Annotated in this window: 20 protein-coding genes and 1 other RNA gene; 13 read left to right on the forward strand and 8 right to left on the reverse strand. The window is 63.3% G+C overall.

Annotated features, from left to right (window positions below):
- Positions 1 to 190: 190 nt before the first annotated feature.
- Complete coding sequence (gene rpmE, locus M2281_RS08550) at positions 191 to 412, forward strand: 50S ribosomal protein L31 (protein WP_106723512.1); 222 nt, start codon at positions 191 to 193, stop codon at positions 410 to 412.
- An 86-nt stretch (positions 413 to 498) separates the two neighbouring features.
- Here the strand turns inward: rpmE and M2281_RS08555 are convergent, their stop codons facing one another.
- From M2281_RS08555 to ssrS, 7 genes are all read right to left on the reverse strand, one after another.
- Entirely contained in the window at positions 499 to 1575 is a 1077-nt protein-coding gene (locus tag M2281_RS08555; RefSeq protein ID WP_280820634.1) for a D-alanine--D-alanine ligase family protein, read from the reverse strand.
- A gap of 103 nt (positions 1576 to 1678) precedes the next feature.
- A complete protein-coding gene (locus tag M2281_RS08560; protein WP_280820635.1) occupies positions 1679 to 1981 on the reverse strand; it encodes a SelT/SelW/SelH family protein in 303 nt (100 codons plus the stop codon).
- Complete coding sequence (locus M2281_RS08565; RefSeq protein ID WP_280820636.1) at positions 1981 to 2730, reverse strand: YebC/PmpR family DNA-binding transcriptional regulator; 750 nt, start codon at positions 2728 to 2730, stop codon at positions 1981 to 1983. Before M2281_RS08565 ends, M2281_RS08560 begins: the two co-directional genes overlap by 1 nt.
- Before the next feature lie 125 nt (positions 2731 to 2855).
- Complete coding sequence (locus M2281_RS08570) at positions 2856 to 3617, reverse strand: TerC family protein (RefSeq protein ID WP_280820637.1); 762 nt, start codon at positions 3615 to 3617, stop codon at positions 2856 to 2858.
- 69 nt (positions 3618 to 3686) lie between these two features.
- Complete coding sequence (locus M2281_RS08575) at positions 3687 to 4511, reverse strand: TIGR00282 family metallophosphoesterase (RefSeq protein WP_280820638.1); 825 nt, start codon at positions 4509 to 4511, stop codon at positions 3687 to 3689.
- 58 nt (positions 4512 to 4569) lie between these two features.
- Positions 4570 to 5154, reverse strand: a complete 585-nt coding sequence (locus M2281_RS08580; protein WP_280820639.1) for a 5-formyltetrahydrofolate cyclo-ligase — start codon at positions 5152 to 5154, stop codon at positions 4570 to 4572.
- 114 nt (positions 5155 to 5268) lie between these two features.
- Positions 5269 to 5425, reverse strand: a non-coding RNA gene (ssrS, locus tag M2281_RS08585) — 6S RNA.
- A 352-nt stretch (positions 5426 to 5777) separates the two neighbouring features.
- Here ssrS and tolQ point away from each other — a divergent pair.
- The 9 genes from tolQ to M2281_RS08630 all read left to right on the forward strand — a co-directional run bounded on the left by tolQ (position 5778) and on the right by M2281_RS08630 (position 15696).
- Entirely contained in the window at positions 5778 to 6488 is a 711-nt protein-coding gene (gene tolQ / locus M2281_RS08590) for a protein TolQ (protein ID WP_280820640.1), read from the forward strand.
- Positions 6489 to 6500: 12 nt separating this feature from the next.
- Positions 6501 to 6953 carry a protein TolR gene (gene tolR / locus M2281_RS08595; RefSeq protein ID WP_280820641.1) on the forward strand — a complete coding sequence of 151 codons (453 nt, stop codon included), beginning with the start codon at positions 6501 to 6503 and terminating at the stop codon, positions 6951 to 6953.
- Between the two features lie 6 nt (positions 6954 to 6959).
- Positions 6960 to 8030 (forward strand): hypothetical protein, encoded by a 1071-nt coding sequence (locus tag M2281_RS08600; RefSeq protein WP_280820642.1) that lies wholly within the window; start codon positions 6960 to 6962, stop codon positions 8028 to 8030.
- Positions 8031 to 8069: 39 nt separating this feature from the next.
- A complete protein-coding gene (tolB, locus tag M2281_RS08605; protein WP_425537686.1) occupies positions 8070 to 9386 on the forward strand; it encodes a Tol-Pal system beta propeller repeat protein TolB in 1317 nt (438 codons plus the stop codon).
- 206 nt (positions 9387 to 9592) lie between these two features.
- Entirely contained in the window at positions 9593 to 10099 is a 507-nt protein-coding gene (gene pal / locus M2281_RS08610) for a peptidoglycan-associated lipoprotein Pal (protein ID WP_280820643.1), read from the forward strand.
- A 305-nt stretch (positions 10100 to 10404) separates the two neighbouring features.
- Complete coding sequence (gene ybgF / locus M2281_RS08615) at positions 10405 to 11475, forward strand: tol-pal system protein YbgF (protein ID WP_280820644.1); 1071 nt, start codon at positions 10405 to 10407, stop codon at positions 11473 to 11475.
- The gene (gene tilS, locus M2281_RS08620) at positions 11469 to 12842 is read left to right on the forward strand and encodes a tRNA lysidine(34) synthetase TilS (RefSeq protein ID WP_280820645.1); all 1374 of its coding nucleotides are present in this window, start codon (positions 11469 to 11471) and stop codon (positions 12840 to 12842) included. The genes ybgF and tilS overlap by 7 nt, the downstream gene beginning before the upstream one ends.
- A gap of 104 nt (positions 12843 to 12946) precedes the next feature.
- Complete coding sequence (gene ftsH / locus M2281_RS08625) at positions 12947 to 14887, forward strand: ATP-dependent zinc metalloprotease FtsH (protein WP_280820646.1); 1941 nt, start codon at positions 12947 to 12949, stop codon at positions 14885 to 14887.
- Positions 14888 to 15000: 113 nt separating this feature from the next.
- A complete protein-coding gene (locus tag M2281_RS08630; protein ID WP_280820647.1) occupies positions 15001 to 15696 on the forward strand; it encodes a class I SAM-dependent methyltransferase in 696 nt (231 codons plus the stop codon).
- A 55-nt stretch (positions 15697 to 15751) separates the two neighbouring features.
- On the opposite strand, the gene M2281_RS08635 is transcribed toward M2281_RS08630, so the two are convergent.
- Positions 15752 to 16582 carry a hypothetical protein gene (locus M2281_RS08635; protein ID WP_280820648.1) on the reverse strand — a complete coding sequence of 277 codons (831 nt, stop codon included), beginning with the start codon at positions 16580 to 16582 and terminating at the stop codon, positions 15752 to 15754.
- A gap of 430 nt (positions 16583 to 17012) precedes the next feature.
- On the opposite strand from M2281_RS08635, the gene glmM reads away from it, so the two are divergent.
- The 3 genes from glmM (at position 17013) to M2281_RS08650 (ending at position 20303) form a co-directional block, all read left to right on the forward strand.
- Positions 17013 to 18365 (forward strand): phosphoglucosamine mutase, encoded by a 1353-nt coding sequence (gene glmM / locus M2281_RS08640; RefSeq protein ID WP_280820649.1) that lies wholly within the window; start codon positions 17013 to 17015, stop codon positions 18363 to 18365.
- A 276-nt stretch (positions 18366 to 18641) separates the two neighbouring features.
- Positions 18642 to 19418, forward strand: a complete 777-nt coding sequence (locus tag M2281_RS08645; protein ID WP_280820650.1) for an outer membrane protein — start codon at positions 18642 to 18644, stop codon at positions 19416 to 19418.
- 186 nt (positions 19419 to 19604) lie between these two features.
- The gene (locus tag M2281_RS08650; RefSeq protein ID WP_280820651.1) at positions 19605 to 20303 is read left to right on the forward strand and encodes an outer membrane protein; all 699 of its coding nucleotides are present in this window, start codon (positions 19605 to 19607) and stop codon (positions 20301 to 20303) included.
- Positions 20304 to 20315 lie beyond the last annotated feature (12 nt).

The raw sequence follows: 20315 nt of genomic DNA on the forward strand, positions 1-20315 counted from the left end.
GTCCGTCCTTTCGGTCGCGCGGCGCGAAACCGCCGGTGCGGCCTTGTGATTCAAATCGGCCTGATGTATAGCGACGCCGACCGTTTTAGAAGCCGTGGCTCCTCAATAGCTGCGGCTTCGAATTTTCAAAAGAGGCGCATCGCCGCAGGCGCAAGCCGCGAACCGCGCCACCAGAAGCAGGAAAAGTGCGATGAAGGCCGATATCCATCCCGACTACCACGTCATCAAGGTCGTCATGACCGATGGCACCGAGTATACGACCCGCTCGACCTGGGGCAAGGAAGGCGACACGATGAACCTCGACATCGATCCGTCGACCCATCCGGCCTGGACCGGCGGCACGCAGACGCTGCTCGACCGCGGCGGCCGTCTGTCGAAGTTCAAGAAGCGCTACGAAGGCCTCGGCATCTAAGCCGACCTGCTTCGCGCCGACGATTACAAAACCCGCCCCCAAGGGCGGGTTTTTTTGTTGGCCGCGAGAACGTCACCGCAGGGGTGTCAGCCCTGCCTCTGCCAGCGCGCGACAGCATGCTCGATCAGCCGGCCGACCAGGTCGGGATAGGCGATGCCGCTGGCGGCAAGCGTCTTCGGATACATGCTGATATTGGTGAAGCCGGGGATGGTGTTGAGCTCGTTGACGAGCGCGCTGCCATCAGCGCGGACGAAGAAGTCGACGCGCGCCATGCCCTCGCAGCCTAGCGCCAGGAACGCCTTTCGGGCTATCTCTTGCAGCGCCCTGGTGGCCGCCTCGGTCAGCTCGGCGGGAATGCGCAGGGCAGCCCCCGCGGCATCCACATATTTGGCCTCATAGGTATAGAAGCCATGGCTCGCGGCCGGCGCGATCTCGCCCGGCACTGAAGTGACCAGCGTCCCGTCGACCTGCTCGAGCACGGCGAACTCGACTTCGCGGCCGGCGACGAATTCCTCGACCAGCACCTTGCGGTCGTGCCTGAAGGCCTCACCAAGCGCCACCTCGAATTGCGCGGCCGTCTCGACCTTGCTCACGCCCACCGAAGAGCCCTGGCGCGCCGGCTTGACGAAGACCGGCAGGCCGAGTTCCGCCTTCACCGCCTCGAAGGAAGGCCGCTCGCCGGCGTGGACTGTGACGGCGCGCGCTACGGGCAGCCCCGCCTCCTTCATCAGGCGCTTGGCGGCATCCTTGTCCATTGCATTGGCAGAGCCCAGCACGCCGCAGCCGACGTAAGGCACGTTAGCGACCTCGGCCAGGCCCTGCACCGTGCCGTCCTCGCCGAAGGGCCCATGCAGCACCGGAAAAAGAACGTCGATCTTCGGCAGCTCGAACGGCGCGCCAGCGTCGGGGACAGCAACGAGCCGGCCCTTGCCGCCGGGCAGCAGGCTCACCTCAGGGCCGGTTTCGGGCACCGTCTTGGGCAATGCGCCGTCCGGGCCGAGCGAGGCCAGGAACCAGCGGCCGTCGCGGGTGATGCCGATCGGCACGACCTCGTACCGGGCAGGGTCGATCGCCTTGACCACATTGCTTGCCGAAAGGATGGAAACTTCGTGTTCGGCGGAGCGACCGCCGAAGAGAACTGCAACGCGTGGTCTCGATGTCATGCCTGGCTCCGCTCTCGACAAGGTGCTGCCTGATGATCAGGAAGCACATCGAATGGACGGCGATTCGCGCTTATCTGTGGCGTTTGCGGCTCCCGGGGCGAAATCAGGCCTGATCCCCCGCTTTGCGGTCGGAGTGGCCGAGATCTCGCTCGGGATCGATGATGTCCCGAACGCGCTGCTTGAGCACCTTGGCCTCCGGGAAACCGCCGTCGCGCTTGCGTTCCCAGATGAGTTCGCCGTTGCAGGTGATCTCGAAGACGCCGCCGGTGCCAGGCACCAGCGCCACTTCGCCGAGCTCCGTGCCGAATGTCGAAAGAAGTTCCTGCGCCATCCAGCCCGCACGCAGCATCCACATGCACTGCGTGCAGTAGGTGATGGCTATGCGGGCTTTTGGCGCAGAGGTCATCAGGCCGCGCTGAGCTTGGCCATGGTCGCTTCGTCGACCTCGAAATTGGCGTAGACGTTTTGCACGTCGTCGTCGTCTTCGAGGGTGGCGATGAGCTTGAGGATCGACTGGGCGCGGTCCTCGTCGACCGGGATGTTGTTCTGCGGCTTCCAGATCGCCTTGAGCGACTGGGCTTCGCCCAGCGAGGCTTCGAGCGCCTTGGAGACGTCGCCGAGGTCCTCGAAGGCACAGAGGATGGTGTGGCCGCTCTCGTCCGACTGGACGTCCTCGGCGCCGGCCTCGATGGCCGCATCCATGACCTTGTCGGGGTTGCCGGCCGAGGCCGGATAGACGATCTCGCCGACGCGATCCCACATGAAGGACACCGAACCGGTTTCGCCGAGCGCCCCGCCGGCCTTGGTGAAGGCGGCGCGAACATTGGAGGCGGAGCGGTTGCGGTTGTCGGTCAGCGCCTCGACGATGACGGCGATGCCGCCCGGGCCATAGCCCTCGTAGCGCACTTCTTCATAGTTCTCGGCGTCGCCGCCCGCGGCCTTGTTGATGGCGCGCTGGATGTTGTCCTTGGGCATCGACTCGGCCTTGGCGTTCTGCACGGCAAGGCGCAGGCGCGGGTTCATCGCCGGGTCTGGCAGGCCCTGCTTGGCCGCTACCGTGATTTCGCGCGCGAGCTTGGAAAACATCTTGGACCGCACCGCGTCCTGGCGGCCCTTGCGGTGCATGATGTTCTTAAATTGTGAATGGCCGGCCATGGCACCCCTGTTGGCTATAGGATTTTGGCTATCTGGAATGGGCGCGCTTATAGATAAATCGCCGTCCAACGTCCAGAAAAACCGGTTTGCCGGCGTTTTGAAGACACCGGCAAACGGCAAAAAAGTCACTGTTCGCCGCTTGCCCTTCGGCGCCGGGCCAGCATGTTGAGCGCCTCGACCAGCGCCGAGAAGCCCATCGCTGCGTAAATATAGCCCTTGGGCACGTGGTAGCCCATACCGTCGGCGATCAATGTCATGCCGATCATCAACAGGAAGGCCAGCGCCAGCATGACGATGGACGGGTTGTCGCCGATGAACTTGGCCAGCGGATCGGCGGCCACCAGCATGACGGTCACCGCCGCGATCACGGCGATATACATGATGACGATCTCGTCGGTCATGCCTACGGCGGTGATGATGGAATCGACCGAGAACACAAGGTCGAGCAGCAGGATCTGGAAGATCGCCGCACCCATCGACAGTTTCAGCGTGCCGCTGACCTGGCCCCCGTCCGTCTCGTGGTTGGGGTCCATGGAGTGATGGATTTCGGTGGTGGCCTTCCACACCAGGAACAGGCCGCCGGCGACTAGGATGATGTCCCGCCAGGAAAGGCCATGGTCGAACACGGTGAAGACCGGCGTGGTGAGTTGGACGATGAACGAGATCGTCGCAAGCAGCAGGAGCCGCATGACGAGGGCGGCACTGATGCCGAGCCGGCGGGCGCGCGATTGCTGCTCCTTGGGCAGCTTGTTGGTCAGGATCGAGATGAAGATCAGGTTGTCGATGCCGAGCACGACCTCCATCACCACAAGCGTGACAAGGGCCGCCCAGGCCGTAGGCTCGCTCAGGAAGGCGAAGTGCGGCGCTAGAAATTCAACGATCGGCATCTGCGGAATTGTCCCCTGTCCGGTGAAGATTTCCGGCAGAGGTAGGAACGCGCGCGCCTTACGTCAACGTCAGGCCCAGAAGGAAGGTACGGTTTCTTCCAGCCGGGGTCCGAGGCGCAGAGGCGCGACCTTTTCGGCAAGGCCGGTGCGGTCGGAGATCTCGACGCCCACGCCGCAGATGGTGGCCGGGCCGCTGGCTGCCTCGAAGCGCCCCTTGGGCACCTTGGAGAGGAAGCGGTTGAGCGGCTCCTCCTTGTCCATGCCGAGCGAGGAGTCGTAATCGCCGCACATGCCGGCATCCGTCATATAGGCGGTGCCGCCGTTGAGGATTTGGTGATCGGCAGTCGGCTGGTGGGTATGGGTGCCGACGACAAGGCTGGCGCGTCCGTCGACGAAATGGGCAAAGCACATCTTCTCGCTGGTCGCCTCGGCATGGAAGTCGATGACCACCGCATCCGCCTGTTCGCCGAGCGGGCAGGCTGCAAGCTCGCGCTCGACCGCCTGGAACGGGTCGTCGAGCTCGGGATGCATGAAGACGCGGCCCATGATGTTGGAGACGAGCACGCGCGCGCCGTTCTTGGCGATGTAGAGGCCCGAGCCGCGGCCCGGAGTGCCTTTCGGGAAATTGACCGGGCGCAGGAAGCGCTCCTCGCGCGGGGCGAAGGCCAGCGCCTCGCGCTGGTCCCAGACGTGGTTGCCGGTGGTGACGACGTCGGCGCCGGCATTCACCGTCTCGCGAAAGATCTCCTCGGTGATGCCGAAGCCACCGGCGGCGTTCTCGCCGTTGACGATGACGAAATCCAGCCGGAGGTCGACAATCAGTCCCGGCAGCTTTTCCCACACCGCCGTCCGACCGGACTTGCCGACCATGTCACCCAGAAAGAGAAGTCTCATATAAACTGAAAGCCTTGATCCCGCGGAAAATGTCGCTGCCGGGCAGCCGGCCTCCCTTCTATAGGGCGGAGCCGAAACGGCGCAACCCGCTTTCGGTCAGGATTTCCGGGATGATCACGTCATGCGGCTCATCGGGCACCAGCGGAACCTCCTGGCAATCGAAGGCAATGCCGATCATGCGCGGCCGCATGCCCCTTTCATGCAGGCGCGCGATGGCGCGGTCGTAGTAGCCGGCGCCATAGCCGATGCGATGGCCGCGCCTGTCGAAGGCGGCAAGCGGAATGAGCATCAGTTCCGGGTCGAGCACTTCGGCGTCTTCGGCCGGGCCGGCGGTGCCAAAGCTCATCTCGACCATCTCGGCGCCGCGCACCAGTTCGCGAAACACGATGGTCGTCTTGTCGAGGATGGCCGGCAAGCAAATGCGCGCGCCCCTGTCGCGCAGGGCAAACATCATCGGGCGGGAATCGACCTCGGAGCGCATCGGCCAGAAGGCCGAAACGATCATGCCGGGTTCGACGGGAATACTGGCGGCCATCTCGGCCATCTGCAGCGACGCCTCGATGCGCCAATCGACCGGCAGCGCGTCGCGGCGCGCCAGCGCCTGGTTGCGCAGTTCCTTCTTGAGGGCCTTCATCTCGGTCACTGCTTCATCCACTCCTGTCGGCCAATCTTCGGCACAGAATAAAAGATGTAATCAACGCAAGTCATCGCGAGAGCGACACCCTGCATCCATTCCGCCGCCGAATTTTCGGGAAAGAGGCGATCCACACAACCGGTGGAGAAGTCGATCCCGGGAACCTACAAAGTAGGTGGGCGCCGTGTGAGAAAACCCACGGGTCTTCCCAGGGACAGCTCCCTTAAGGATCGATAAGGCCCCGGGGAAATGTTACTCCTGCCGCGAGGCGCAGACCGCCAATCGCAAATATAGAATGCCGCGCGGCCCGACGCCAGAGCAAGCCGCACGAAATCGACAGACGTCTCGCAACGGCAACCAAATGAGGCCAGCAAGCGACGCCGATAATCTTACCGGCGAAACGCTTCCCCGCCCTATTCCTAACTCATCCTTAACCATAACGGTCCATGAAGAACTTGACGAGGATTGCGCGGATTTGGCGCCTTCCTTTCACCAAATTTCGCCCCGAAAAGGCCGATAACGGCGCATTTGGGGACAATTCCGGAAGCTTCGCGCGAACGGACCACACATGGGATGATGCGCATGGGCAAAGCCACGAGCCGGGCCCGGAAAGTATTAAGGACTGTCTAATCATGGAAAATCTCGCACTCGCCGAACCGAGCGCATCATTGTCTATCTGGGCGCTTTTCTGGCAGGCAGGCTGGGTCGTCAAGCTGGTCATGCTTGGCCTGCTGGGCGCCTCCATCTGGACCTGGGCCATCATCGTCGACAAGACCATCGCCTATAACCGCATGCGCGCGGCGCTGAACCGCTTCGAGCAGGTTTTCTGGTCCGGCCAGTCGCTGGAGGAGCTTTACCGCACCCTCTCCGACCGCAAGACGACCGGCATGGGCGCGATCTTCGTGTCCGCGATGCGCGAGTGGAAGAAGAGCTTTGAGAAGGGCGCCAAGTCGCCGCTGGCGCTGCAGACCCGCATCGACAAGGCAATGGACCTGGCGCTGACCCGCGAGATGGAACGCCTGGAGGGCCGGCTCGGCTTCCTCGCGACCATTGGCTCGGCAGCTCCGTTCATCGGCCTGTTCGGAACCGTGGTCGGCATCATGACCTCGTTCCAGGCCATCGCCGGCTCGAAATCGACCAACCTTGCCGTTGTCGCCCCCGGTATCGCCGAGGCGCTGCTGGCCACGGCAATCGGCCTTCTGGCCGCTATCCCGGCGGTCATCGCCTACAACAAGCTGTCGGCGGACGCAGGCAAGCTCGGCATGCGCATGGAAGGCTTCGCGGACGAGTTCTCCGCCATACTGTCGCGCCAAATCGATGAGAAGGTGGGCCCGAAGGCCTAAGGGGACGCAATCATGGGTATGTCTGTAAGCGCAGGCGGGGCCGGGCGCAGGGGACGCGGCAGACGACGCGGCCGCAAGGGCCCCATCTCCGAAATCAACGTCACGCCGATGGTGGACGTGATGCTGGTGCTGCTCATCATCTTCATGGTCGCAGCGCCGATGCTGACTGTCGGCGTGCCGATCGACCTGCCCGACACACAGGCCAAGGCGATGAATTCCGACACCCAGCCGATCACCGTTTCGGTGAACGACAAGGGCCAGATCTATCTGCAGGAAACCGAGATCCAGCTCGAGGAAATCGTGGCCAAGCTCGAGGCGATCTCCAAGACCGGCTATGAAGAGCGCATCTTCGTGCGCGGCGACAAGAGCGCCGACTATGGCACCGTGATGAAGGTGATGGCCCGCATTTCGGCGGCCGGCTACAAGAATCTCGGCCTGGTGACGCTTCAGGAACAGGACAAGTAACCAGGCATGCGAGCCGGTCTTACAACATCGGTTGTCTTGCATGCCGTGGCGCTGGGCCTCGGCCTGTTCACCTTGTCGGCGCCGCGCGCCTTCGAGGTGACGGACGTCGAGTCCATGCCCGTCGATATCGTTCCGATCGAATCGCTTACCCAGATCCAGCAGGGCGACAAGAAATCGCCCATGAAGGACAAGCCCGCGCCCAAGCCGACCAAGCGGCCCGACGTCGTGCCCGACGCGCAGAAGGTCGGCGACAACACCGTCGACACCGACAAGAAGCCGACGCCGGACGCCAAGCCCAAGCCGGTGGAAACGGCCGATGCGCCGCCGCCGGCCCCCGAGCCGACGCCCAAGCCCGCGGATCAGCCGAAGCCCGAACCGGTGAAGCAGCCCGAACCAAAGCCAGAGCCCAAGCCGGAACCGGTCAAGGAGCCGACGCCGCCGCAGCCGCAGCCCAAGGAAGAGAGCAAGGCCGACCCGGTGGCCGAGGCGATCGCCGCCGAGAGCCCGAACGCGGAGGCCGTGCAGTTGCCCAAGTCGGCCCCGTCACCGGAGGCCAAGCCTAAGCCGCAACAGCCCGAGACCGCGAAGAAGCCGGACCGCAAGGAGGCCGACAAGCCGACCAAGCAGGCCTCTTCCGCCCCGAAGTCGGATGATAAGTCCTTCGACGACGAGATCATGGCTGTTCTCAATAAGGAGAAAGCGTCCGGCGGCGGCGCCAAGCGCTCGAGCGAACAGGCTTCACTGGGCGGCAACAAGAGCAACAACAAGGGCGACAAACTCTCCCAGACCGAGATGGACGCGCTGCGCGGTCGTCTCGCTGGCTGCTGGAACATCCCTGCCGGCGTAGACGATGCGAATGCGCTGAAGGTGACCGTTAAGTTCCAGCTCGATCGGTCCGGTATGTTGCAAGGCCGCCCGGAAATCGTGTCCGGTGGCGCCGCATCCGGCCCCGCTCGTATTGCAGCGGAATCCGCCGTCCGTGCCGTCCAAAAATGTGCACCGTTCAACCTCCCGGCTGACAAGTATGACACTTGGTCCGAGGTGGTTGTGAATTTCGATCCAAGCGACATGTTCTGATCCCGCGTCCGCGCGTCTGAACAAAAGAGGCTGAACTGTATGAAACATCTTTTGAAAACGATCATGCTGATGGGGGCGCTGGCCACCGGGATGAGCGCCGTGACGACATTGCCGGCGCGTGCGCGCGTGGAGATCGACGTCAACAAGGGCACGGTCGAGCCGCTGCCGATCGCCATCACCGACTTCCTGTCGGGTGACGGCATCGGCGCGGAAATCTCCAGCATCGTTTCCGCTGACCTGAAGCGGTCGGGCCTGTTTGCGCCGATCGACAAGGGCGCCTTCATCGAGAAGATCTCAAACCCCGACGCCCAGCCGCGCTTCGAGGACTGGAAGGTCATCAATGCCCAGGCGCTGGTTACCGGCCGCGTGACCCAGGAAGCCGACGGCCGCCTGCGCGCGCAGTACCGCCTCTGGGACACTTTTGCCGGCCAGCAGCTGGTGGGCGAGCAGTTCTTTTCCTCCAAGGCCAATTCGCGCCGTGTGGCCCACATCATCGCCGATGCCATCTATGCGCGCCTGACCGGCGAAAAGGGCTATTTCGATACGCGCGTGGTGTTTGTCGACGAATCCGGCGCCAAGACCCAGCGCAAGCGGCGCCTCGCCATCATGGACCAGGACGGCGCCAATGTGCGCTACCTGTCGGACGGCCGCGCGATCGCCATGACGCCGCGCTTCTCGCCGACGCGCCAGGAAATCACCTACATGTCCTATGAGAGCGGTCAGCCGCAGGTCTACCTGCTGCAGATCGAAACCGGCCAGCGCGAGCTCGTCGGCAACTTCCCGGGCATGACGTTCGCGCCGCGCTTCTCGCCGGACGGCCAGCGGGTGATCATGAGCCTGCTGCGCGACGACGGTAACTCCAACATCTTCTCGATGGACCTGCGCAGCCGCACCACCACGCGCCTGACCAACTCCAGCGCCATCGACACCTCGCCCTCCTATTCGCCGGACGGCTCCAAGATCGTCTTCACCTCCGACCGCGGCGGCCGGCCCCAGATCTATGTGATGGGCGCAGATGGCTCGGGTCAGACCCGCATCTCCTTCGGCGAAGGTAGCTATTCGACGCCGGTGTGGTCGCCGCGCGGCGACCTGATCGCCTTCACCAAGCAGTCGGGCGGCCAGTTCCAGATCGGCGTCATGAAAACCGATGGTTCGGGCGAGCGCATCCTGACGAGCGGTTTCCAGCAGGAAGGCCCGACCTGGGCGCCGAACGGCCGCGTGCTGATGTTCTTCCGCGAGGCCGCCGGCTCGGGCGGACCGCGTCTCTACTCGATCGACCTGACCGGTCGTAACGAGCAGCCGGTCCCGACGGCGAACTTCGCCTCCGACCCGGCCTGGTCGCCGCTGCTCGAGTAGCAGCCAGCTTGCGAAGCGCGACGATTCACGCAATCGCCGCGCTTCCGCCGCATTTAGGCCTAGGGTGCGCGCGAAATGAGACATAGGCACAGGGTCGCGGACGGGCGGCCGCAATCAAACGTTAACCATGTTTCTTGTACGCCGGTTAACCTCAATGTGGTTACTGGTCGATCAACGAAATCACTCGAATGCGAAGGAGAGGCGGGATGCGCCGCATCGCTAAACTTGCAACCAACCCCGTGGCCGTTGCCCTGGTAGCGTCGCTGGCGCTCGCCGGCTGCGCCTCCAAGAAGACTCCGAACAGCGCGGCCGATCTCGGCCTGGGCGGCGCCGGTGCGGCAACCCCCGGCTCGGCACAGGACTTCACCGTCAATGTCGGCGACCGCATTTTCTTCGACACCGACTCCACGTCGATCCGCGCTGACGCCCAGGGCATCCTGGCCCGCCAGGCGCAGTGGCTGAACAAGTATTCGCAGTATGCGATCGTGGTCGAAGGCCACGCCGACGAGCGCGGCACCCGCGAGTACAACCTGGCGCTAGGCGCTCGCCGTGCGGCCGCCACCCGCGACTACCTGGTCGGCCGCGGCGTTCCCGCCAACCGCATCCGCACCATCTCCTATGGCAAGGAACGCCCGGTTGCCGTCTGCGACGACATCTCCTGCTGGTCGCAGAACCGTCGCGCCGTCACCACGCTTGGCGGCGCCGGCAGCTAAAGCATGATACCGAAAAGTTGCAGACTTTTCGGACAAGATCATGCTTCAGGCACAGAAGCCGACAGCCAGTCCATGGCTTAGACAAAAAAGGCGGCCCAAGTGGCCGCCTTTTCCTTGCGATCTGCCCGATCGATACCACGCGTCATGCGGCACTGTGGCCTTCTTGCATCACTGACCCAAGAAGCCATTTTTGCTGCCGCTTCGGCCACTCATGTAAACAAAATTTGGCCGAAGTCTCTGGCGCTGATAAAAGGCAGAGCGCAATCGTTGCGATTTGCAATTCCCGTTTTATTGGCGAGAGGCACATGTATTTTCGATCAATCCTGAGTGGCACCCTGGCCGCGCTTCTTCTGTCGGGTGCAGCCTATGCGCGCGACATTTCAACGACCGCGGCACCGGCAACCACCGGCAATCACGGCATTGCCGTTCCGATGCCCAAGTCAGGGCTTCCCGGCGTGTTCACCGGCCAGCAGGCCGGCCTCATTCAGGTCGCCCAGGCCAGCGATCCGCGCGTGCAGACGCTCGAGGAGCAGGTCCGCACCCTGAACGGCACCATTGAGGAACTCAACTTCCAGGTCCTGCAGATGCAGGAACAGCTGCGCAAGATGCAGGAAGACAACGAGTTCCGCTTCCAGGAGCTGGAAAACAAGAAGAAGTCGGACGCCGGGTCCGGCCACACCAACAGAAGCGTCGCGGATAATTCCGCGGCGTCTTCCACCCAGCAGCCGCTGGCCACTTCTGCCGGCCAGGCGGCGAGCAGCTCCTCGACCAGCGTGGGCGAAATCATCACCGAAAATGGCGGCCAGCAGACCGCCGCCGGCACGGCCGGCAAGGGCATCCCGCCCAAGAGCTTCGGCACCATCACCTTCGACGCCAACGGCAACGTCAAGAGCGGCAGCATCGGCGATGCGGGTTCCGCCGAAGCCATTCCGGCCGACAACAACACGGCCCCGGCTAGCAATGGCGCCGTCGTGGCCGCCCTGCCCGAGACCAACAGTCCGGACGAGCTCTACCGCAATTCCTACCAGTTCATTCTTTCGGGCGACTACGGCACGGCCGAGACCGGCTTCCGCCAGCACATCGAGCGGTTCCCGAACGACCCCAAGACCCCCGATTCGCATTTCTGGCTCGGCGAGGCCCTGCTCGGCCAGCAGAAGTACCGCGACGCGGCGGAAACGTTCCTGGCCGCCAACAAGGCCTACCCGAAGTCCAAGAAGGCCCCCGAAATGCTGCTCAAGCTCGGCATCTCGCTCGTCGGCCTGAACCAGCGCGACGTGGCCTGCGCTACCTTCAATGAAATCGGCAAGCGCTACCCCGACATCACCTCCGCGCTCAAGGACCGCGTCAAGCAGGAACAGGCGCGTTCGGCGTGCTGACGCAGCGAGCCGATCTCGACCCCCTTCGGCTCTACTCAACCTTTGATTTTGCCGAGCGCCGCGCGCTTGTCGCGGCGGTTTCCGGCGGCAGCGACTCACTCGCTCTTCTCTTTCTCACCAAATCCTGGCTCGACCGCATTGCTCCCGGCACCAAGCTCGTGGCGGTGACCGTCGATCATGGCCTGCGGCCCGGCTCCGCCGCCGAGGCCGAGGAAGTGGCTAAAATTGCCGCCCGGCACGGCATTGCCCATCGCACCATGACCTGGACCGGCGCCAAGCCGACGACCGGCGTTCCGGCCGCCGCCCGAATGGCGCGCTATCTCCTGCTTGCCGAGGCTGCACGGCTCGAGGGCACCGACGTGATCCTGACCGGCCACACCGCCGACGATCAGGCCGAAACCGTGCTGATGCGCAGCCAGCGCGGCACCTCCGATGACGATGCGCGCGGGCTGGCCGGCATGGCGCCCGTCACCTTGTTCGACGGCACGGTATGGATCGTGCGCCCGCTGCTCGGCACGCGCCGGCAGGAGCTGCGCGACTATCTGCGCGGCATCGGCGAATCGTGGCTGGACGACCCCACCAACATCAATCAGCTCTTCGAGCGGCCGCGGGTCCGCGCAGCACTCGGAAGCGCCGAGGACGGGCGCATCGAGACTGCGCTGGATATGGCTGCGCAAGCCGCCGAGGAGCGCCTGCGCCTGGGCGGGAGTGCTGCGGCTCTCATTCGCGTACATGCAAGCCTGCCCTGCCCGGGGCTTATCCGCCTCGATCCGGACTTCGCGGGAGCCGAAACCTCGACAACCGTCTATGCGCTTCGCATTCTGCTCGGCGTCGTCGGCGGCACCCCTCACCTGCCCGACGCGGCGCGCACCGAGGCGCTGTTTGCGCGGCTCGGCCAGGAATCCTTTTGCGCCACATTGTCGCGGACGGCGCTGGATGCCAGGCGCGACGGCATCTTCCTGCGTCGCGAGGCGCGCAATCTGCCAGCGCCGCTCGCACCGGCCGGCAACGTGGCTTGGGATGGACGCTTCCGCCTTCGCGTGCGAGGCCCGCTAGGCGACGCGCTCGTTGCGCCATTGGGCTCGGCCGAGGCAAAAAAGGCCGGAATCGAAGGCGTGAACGCCCCCGCCAGCCTCATCCGCGCCGCCCAAGCGACCCTGCCGGCGCTTTGGCGCGGCGGCGAATGCCTCGGCGTCCTGACTGCGAAAACCGAGCCGCACGGCGTTTCGGCGACGCCGATTGCCGCTCCCTGGGCGCTGTTCCTGCCCGGCTTCGATCTTTCGCCGGCTACGACCATTGCCGAATTGATCTTGGCGGAAACACCGCCTGCGCCGCCATTGCGAAGCCATATTGGGAGTAAAGCTTAACCGAACCGTGCTCTACTGCTTGGCATAGCCCATGGGGCTGCCTATGTTAGGTCCACGCTTCCAACAACGACAGGTGCCCGGCCTCGGGCACAACGGGAAACTCGATGAATCCGAATTATCGCAACCTCGCGCTCTGGGCGATCATAGCAGTGCTTCTGATTGCCCTGTTCAACCTGTTCCAGACGCCGCAAACGCGGGGTGCCTCCAGCGACGTCGCCTATTCGGATTTTCTGAAAGATGTGGCGGCCGGCCGCGTCAAGGCGGTGACGATTTCGGGCGAGCGCATCTCCGGCACCTATACCGACAGCTCGAACGGCTTCCAGACCTATTCGCCGGGCGACTCGTCGCTGGTCCAGCGCCTGCAGGACAAGAACGTCACCATCAATGCCCGCCCTGAAAACGACGGCTCGAGCTCGATCTTCGGCATGCTGCTGTCTTGGCTGCCCATGATCCTGATCCTCGGCGTATGGATATTCTTCATGCGCCAGATGCAGTCCGGCTCTGGTCGCGCCATGGGTTTTGGCAAGTCGAAGGCCAAGCTTTTGACCGAGGCGCATGGCCGCGTGACCTTCCAGGACGTTGCGGGCGTGGACGAGGCCAAGCAGGATCTCGAGGAAATCGTCGAGTTCCTGCGCGATCCGCAGAAGTTCCAGCGCCTGGGCGGCAAGATCCCGCGCGGTGTGCTGCTCGTCGGCCCTCCCGGCACCGGCAAGACCTTGCTGGCCCGCTCGGTGGCCGGTGAAGCCAATGTGCCCTTCTTCACCATCTCTGGTTCGGACTTCGTCGAAATGTTCGTCGGCGTCGGCGCCAGCCGCGTCCGCGACATGTTCGAGCAGGCCAAGAAGAACGCGCCCTGCATCATCTTCATCGACGAAATCGACGCGGTCGGCCGTCATCGCGGCGCTGGCCTCGGCGGTGGCAACGACGAACGCGAGCAGACGCTCAATCAGCTTCTGGTCGAAATGGACGGTTTTGAAGCCAATGAGAGCATCATCCTCATTGCCGCGACCAACCGTCCCGACGTGCTCGACCCCGCGCTGCTGCGTCCGGGCCGCTTCGACCGCCAGGTCGTGGTGCCGAACCCCGACATCGTCGGCCGAGAGAAGATCCTGAAGGTGCATGTGCGCAACGTGCCGCTGGCGCCCAATGTCGACCTCAAGGTGCTGGCACGCGGCACGCCCGGCTTCTCGGGCGCCGACCTTGCCAACCTCGTCAACGAAGCTGCCCTGATGGCCGCGCGCCGCAACAAGCGCCTCGTCACTATGGCCGAGTTCGAGGACGCCAAGGACAAGATCATGATGGGCGCGGAGCGCCGCTCTTCGGCCATGACCCAGGCCGAAAAGGAGCTGACCGCCTATCACGAGGCCGGCCACGCCATCCTGGCGCTCAATGTTCCGTCTGCCGATCCGCTGCACAAGGCCACCATCATCCCGCGCGGCCGTGCGCTCGGCATGGTCATGCAGTTGCCGGAAGGCGACCGCTACTCGATGAGCTACAAGTACATGGTCTCGCGTCTCGCGATCATGATGGGTGGCCGCGTTGCCGAAGAGATCAAGTTCGGCAAGGAGAACATCACCTCCGGCGCGTCCTCCGACATCGACCAGGCGACCAAGCTCGCCCGGGCCATGGTCACGCGCTGGGGCTTCTCCGACAAGCTCGGCCAAGTTGCCTATGGCGAGAACCAGGAAGAAGTGTTCCTGGGTCATTCGGTGGCACGCACCCAGAACGTCTCGGAAGAGACAGCGCAGATCATCGACGCCGAAGTGCGCCGCCTGATCGACGAGGCCTACACCACCGCGCGCACCATCCTGACCAAGAAGAAGAAGGATTGGGTCGCGCTGGCCGAAGGCCTGCTGGAATACGAGACGCTGTCGGGCGACGAGATCAAGCAGCTGATCGCTGGTCAGAAGCCTGCCCGCGACATGGGCGACGACACGCCGCCGAGCCGCGGCTCGGCCGTGCCGAAGGCCGGCTCCAGCGGCGGCCGCCGCAAGAAGGGCGGCGAAGAGCCCGAAGGCGGAATGGAACCTCAGCCGCAGGGCTAAGGCTCCACAAATCAGCGTTTTCCTGACAATCAAACACCGCGGCATTGCCGCGGTGTTTTCGTTCGGGGCGCCGCCTTTCTGCGGCCGAACTTGCATTGGAGAGGAGCGGAGCGATGTCCGAGAACGACTATGATTCCTTTGCGGCGTCCTACGTGGCCGACAACGAGACCAATGCCTGGAATGCCTATTACGAGCGCCCAGCGATCCTTGAGCTTGCCGGCGACGTTTCGGGCCTGCGCGTGCTAGACGCCGGCTGCGGCGGAGGTGCCCATTCGCAGGCGCTCATCGAGCGGGGCGCGGTCGTGACCGGCATCGACAAGAGTGCAGGTCTTCTAGCCATCGCTAAGGAAAGGCTCGGAGACCAGGGTCGTCTCGTTCAAGCTGATCTTGAGAAGCCACTGCCCTTCGAGGGTGGGTCCTTCGATCTGATCCTGTCGGCGCTGGTCATGCACTATCTGCGTGATTGGTCGCAGCCGCTGTCGGAATTCTACCGCCTGCTGCGGAACGGTGGACGTCTGGTCTTTTCCACCCACCATCCTTTCATGGATCATCAGCTGACCGACGCCGACGACTACTTCGCGACCTATAGCTTCGAAGACGAGTGGCAGCGGGGCGACAGGACGATCAAGATGCGCTTCTGGCACCGGTCGCTGCATGCGATGGTCGATGCTTTGCTGACGGTCGGTTTTCGCCTTGAAAGGCTGAGCGAGCCGCAACCGGATCCCCGGGCGCGCGATCTTTTTCCCGACGCCTACCGGAGCCTGACGACCACGCCCCGCTTTCTCTTCTTCTCGGCAATCAAGCCCTGAAGAGATAAGAAAAACCCGCGAGGCATATCTCGCGGGTTTTTGGTTCAGGCGGGTTTCAGCCCTTCAGCTTGGCATTGCACAGGCTGTAGTAGCCCCCGCCCTTCTGGATCCACTTCAGGCCGCCCAGCTGGTTGGCGTCCTTGGCGGCATAGTATTGATCGAGGCAGGTGTGAAGGCGGGCCTTGCCGGGGGTCTCGTTGGCATATTTCTGCGAGATCGCGGTGGGGAACTTGACGCTGCTCGGAGCCACCGTGGTGGGCTTCTCCGGCTCACCCTGGTAGGTTGCCTGGTCGGGGCTCGGCAGGGTCTCGTCCTCAGCCGCCGCAGCACTGCACTCAGCCTTGCGGAACTGGTTCCAGTTCTGGCCGTTCAGCTTGCCGGCGGTCTTGGCGGCGCTGTACTTGGCGCTGCATTCCTTCATGGTCAGGCCCTTGCCGCCACCAGCAGCCGCAGCGGTATTCGGCTTGTTCTCGGGCTTGGTCGCAGCCGCAGCACCAGCGCCCGGGGCGCATTCGGCCTTGCGGAACTGGTTCCAGGTCTTGCCGCCCAGGGTGCCTGCATCCTTCGCAGCGTTGTACTTGGTGCTGCACTCCTGCATCGACAGGCCCTTGGCGCCTTCCGTGGTAGTGGCGTTGGTGTCGGTTGCCTTCTTGGACCTCGAAGATTTCTTTTCCGGCGCAGTCGGTTCGGTCGCCGCAGCGCCCGCATCAGCCGCGCATTCGGTCTTGCGGAACTCCTTCCAGGTTTGTCCGTTTAGAGTGCCGGCGTCTTTGGCTGCATGATATTTGGCGCTGCATTCTTTCATCGTGAGCGCGCTCGCCGGCGCCGCGAACAACGCGGCTGCAAGAGCGAGGCCCGACAAGGTGGCAATTCGCATGATAAGCATGGCGTTTTCTCTCCGTTGCTGCCGCCCCCACAAGCACCGTGCACAAAACTGTGCCTGCAACGTCCGAAGGCGCCAGATGTCTGGTAATGCGCAAAACCGCGACGTGTTCCGCAACAATTGCAGACTATCGTCACTTTTCTAGTGCAATTTCGTGGAATTCAGCGGCTGTAGCCACGCGGCAAGCGCCGTCGGCAGGAAAATGGGAGCCAGCTACAATCATTTCAGGCCAGCTTGAGCCGAAAAATTCCCTTGGCGCCAAATGTGACCGGCGTTTTCGTGATCCGCCAAGTTCAAGAAAAATAAAGGGAGACGTAAGATAATTCCAAGGATTCGTAACAAATAATCACACAATGTGATCTGTGCGCGCTGGCTGGCTGTGGCAGAAGCTGAGTGGCGGGAGCGAGCCCACGGCTGGGGAAACTGGATAGGTATGAGCAGACGCTATTTCGGAACGGATGGAATCCGGGGACGGGCCAACAAATTTCCGATGACTGCCGAGGTCGCCATGAAGGTGGGCATGGCGGCCGGCCTTTCCTTCCAGCGGGGCAATCATCGCCACCGCGTGGTGCTCGGCAAGGACACGCGCCTTTCCGGCTACATGATCGAGAACGCGCTGGTTTCCGGCTTCTGCGCCGCGGGCATGGACGTCTTCCTGCTCGGCCCGGTGCCGACGCCGGCGGTCGCCATGCTCGCCCGCTCGCTGCGCGCCGACATCGGCGTCATGATCTCGGCCTCGCACAACCCCTACTACGACAACGGCATCAAGCTGTTCGGCCCCGACGGCTACAAGCTTTCGGACGAGATCGAGATGCGCATCGAGGCGCTGCTCGACCAGGACATCGACATCGCCCTGGCGGATGCCGATGCGCTCGGCCGCGCCAAGCGTATCGACGGCGTGCATGACCGCTACATCGAATTCGCCAAGCGCACCCTGCCGCGCTCCATGTCGCTGACGGGCCTCAGGATCGTGATCGACTGCGCCAACGGCGCGGCCTACAAAGTGGCGCCTGCCGCCCTGTGGGAACTCGGCGCCGAGGTCATCACCATCCACGACGACCCCAACGGCTTCAACATCAACGAGGAATGCGGCTCGACCCATCCGGCGAGCCTCGCCAAGAAGGTGCATGAAGTGCGCGCGGACATCGGCATCGCACTCGACGGCGACGCCGACCGCATGGTCATCGTCGACGAACGCGGCAATGTCGTCGAAGGCGACCAGGTCCTGGCGCTGATCGGCGAGTCCTGGCACCAGAGCGGCCGCCTCGCCGGCGGCGGCGTGGTGGCGACCGTGATGTCCAATCTCGGCCTGGAGCGCTTCCTGGGCGACATCGGCCTGCAGCTGCATCGCACCCAGGTGGGCGACCGCTACGTGGTCGAGCACATGCGCGCGCACGGCCTCAATGTCGGCGGCGAGCAGTCGGGCCACATCGTGCTGTCGGATTTCTCCACCACCGGCGACGGCCTCGTGTCGGCCTTGCAAATTCTGGCCTGCGTCAAGCGCCAGAACAAGCCGGTGAGCGAGCTGTGCCAAAAGTTCGAGCCGGTGCCACAGCTTTTAAAGAATGTGCGCTTCTCGGGCGGCAAGCCGCTGGAGGCAGAACCAGTCAAGGCCGCGATCGAGGATGCCCGCGGGCGCCTCGGCAAATCGGGACGCCTCGTCATCCGCCCGTCCGGCACCGAGCCGCTGATCCGCGTGATGGCCGAAGGCGACGACCCCAAGCTGGTCGAGAGCGTGGTCGACGAGATCGTCGGCGTGATTGCCGAAGTCAAGACGGCCGCCTGATCCACAAATGCCATTGATGCGCGAAAGCCTGCCCTACGGCGGGCTTTTCGGCATGGCTTGTTGAGATTGCGCTCCTCCGCAGCGCGTCTAGCGCTGCCCAGACAAATCCATAAGCAAGTATTAACCGCAGCAATTAGAGCAGCATTGCTCTGAACGTTTTTCACGATCTTGGTGAATAAACGTGGTTAAGCCGGCCTTAATCTTTCCAGTTCATTGTCCATGCGAAATTCAATCGTCCTCGGCCGTCCGGTGCGGGGAATGGCAAGGGGGATGAAGATGCGTAAGTTTCTTAAACTGACACTCGCCGCGCTGATGGCCAGCGGCATGTCGGTTCCCGCAATGGCGGCCGATCTCGTCGAGCAGCCGGTCGTAGTGGCGCCGGTTATCGGCGGCTGGTACCTCCGCGGCTATCTGGGCATGACCAACCAGCGGCTGGACGAGCTGCGTTCGGACCTCTACAACGATCCGGACATCTTGGCCTATGGCTGGCACGACAAGGGCGGCTTCGCCTCCTCGCCGCTATTCGGCGGCGGCGTCGGCTACCAGTTCAACGAGTGGTTCCGCGGCGACGCGACCATCGAATATCGTGGCGGGGCGAACTTCAACGCGCTCGATTGGGTCGAAACCACCAGCAGCGCCTACACCAACGAGTTCCACGCCAAGAAATCCGAATGGCTGTTCCTGGCCAATGGCTATGTCGATCTCGGCGAATATGGCCCGATCGTTCCTTATGTCGGCGCCGGTATCGGTACATCCCGCAATACCATTTCGAATTTCCGGGACGTCAATGTGATAAACGGTGGCGGTGCTTGGGCCTCCACCGACTCGCAGTGGAACTTCGCCTGGGCGTTGCACGCCGGTCTCGGCATCAAGGCAACCGATCGCATGACCATTGACCTGGGCTACAGCTACGTCAATCTCGGCAACGCCCGCACCGGGCCGGCAGTAAACTACGATCCGGTCAACTTCCCCAACACCAATGGCGACGGCATGGAGTTCCACAAGCTGACGTCGCATGATCTGAAACTCGGCATCCGCTACGCCTTCAACTGAGCTCAGACTGCGAAATTATCGAGAAAGGCCCCGCTTCGTCGGGGCCTTTTGCCGTCTCAAGCCTCCCGCGAAGCGCCCGAAAACCTTTCGTTATCCTTAACCGGCACTTAACCAATATGGTTAACAATAAACCCCGAAAGATGACTGGACCCGTCCCTACGCCAGCGCATTCGGGAGTTTGTGATCATGAGCCTGCATTCGCGTATTTTCCTGCCCCTTGCCGCAGCGCTGCTGTGGCATTCGGCACCGGCCATGGCCGCAGACTATGAGCCGCCCATCTATGTCGAGAGCGGCCCCGAATATGTGCCGGTCGAAATCGGCTCGAGCTGGTACCTGCGCGGCGATGTAACCTACAACACCAACCGTCCGGTCAACAGGTTCTCCTGGCTTGGCCATGACACCGACAACAGCCGCTTCGGCGGCGAAGTCGGCTTCGGCTATCACTTCACCGACTACCTGCGCGCCGATCTGACGAGCGGCTTCGTCTCTCGCGACAAGTTCAGTTTCGATGATCGTACCGACAGGTTTGAGGCCAAGAACCATGTCTGGAGCGGCCTGGCCAACGGCTATGTCGACCTCGGCACCTATGCCGGTGTCACGCCCTATCTCGGCGCCGGCCTCGGCTTCTTGTATGCGCATCGCGAGATCGATATCGATTCTCCAACCCTCGGCGTGAAGGGAGACTGGAGCGAGCACAAGTACAGCTTCGCCTATGCACTGAACGCCGGCCTGAGCTACCGCTTCACCCCGAATACTTCGGTCGACCTCGCCTACCGCTTCCTGAGCGCGCCAGACCTGCAGCATCTCGACATGGATTCCCAGACGATCCGGAAGGGTGTCAACTATCACCAGGTCAAGCTCGGCCTGCGCTACGACCTCTGGTAAGAACGCAATCCT

This window comes from Pseudaminobacter soli (ex Li et al. 2025), assembly GCF_029892515.1.
Taxonomy (GTDB): domain Bacteria; phylum Pseudomonadota; class Alphaproteobacteria; order Rhizobiales; family Rhizobiaceae; genus Pseudaminobacter; species Pseudaminobacter soli_A.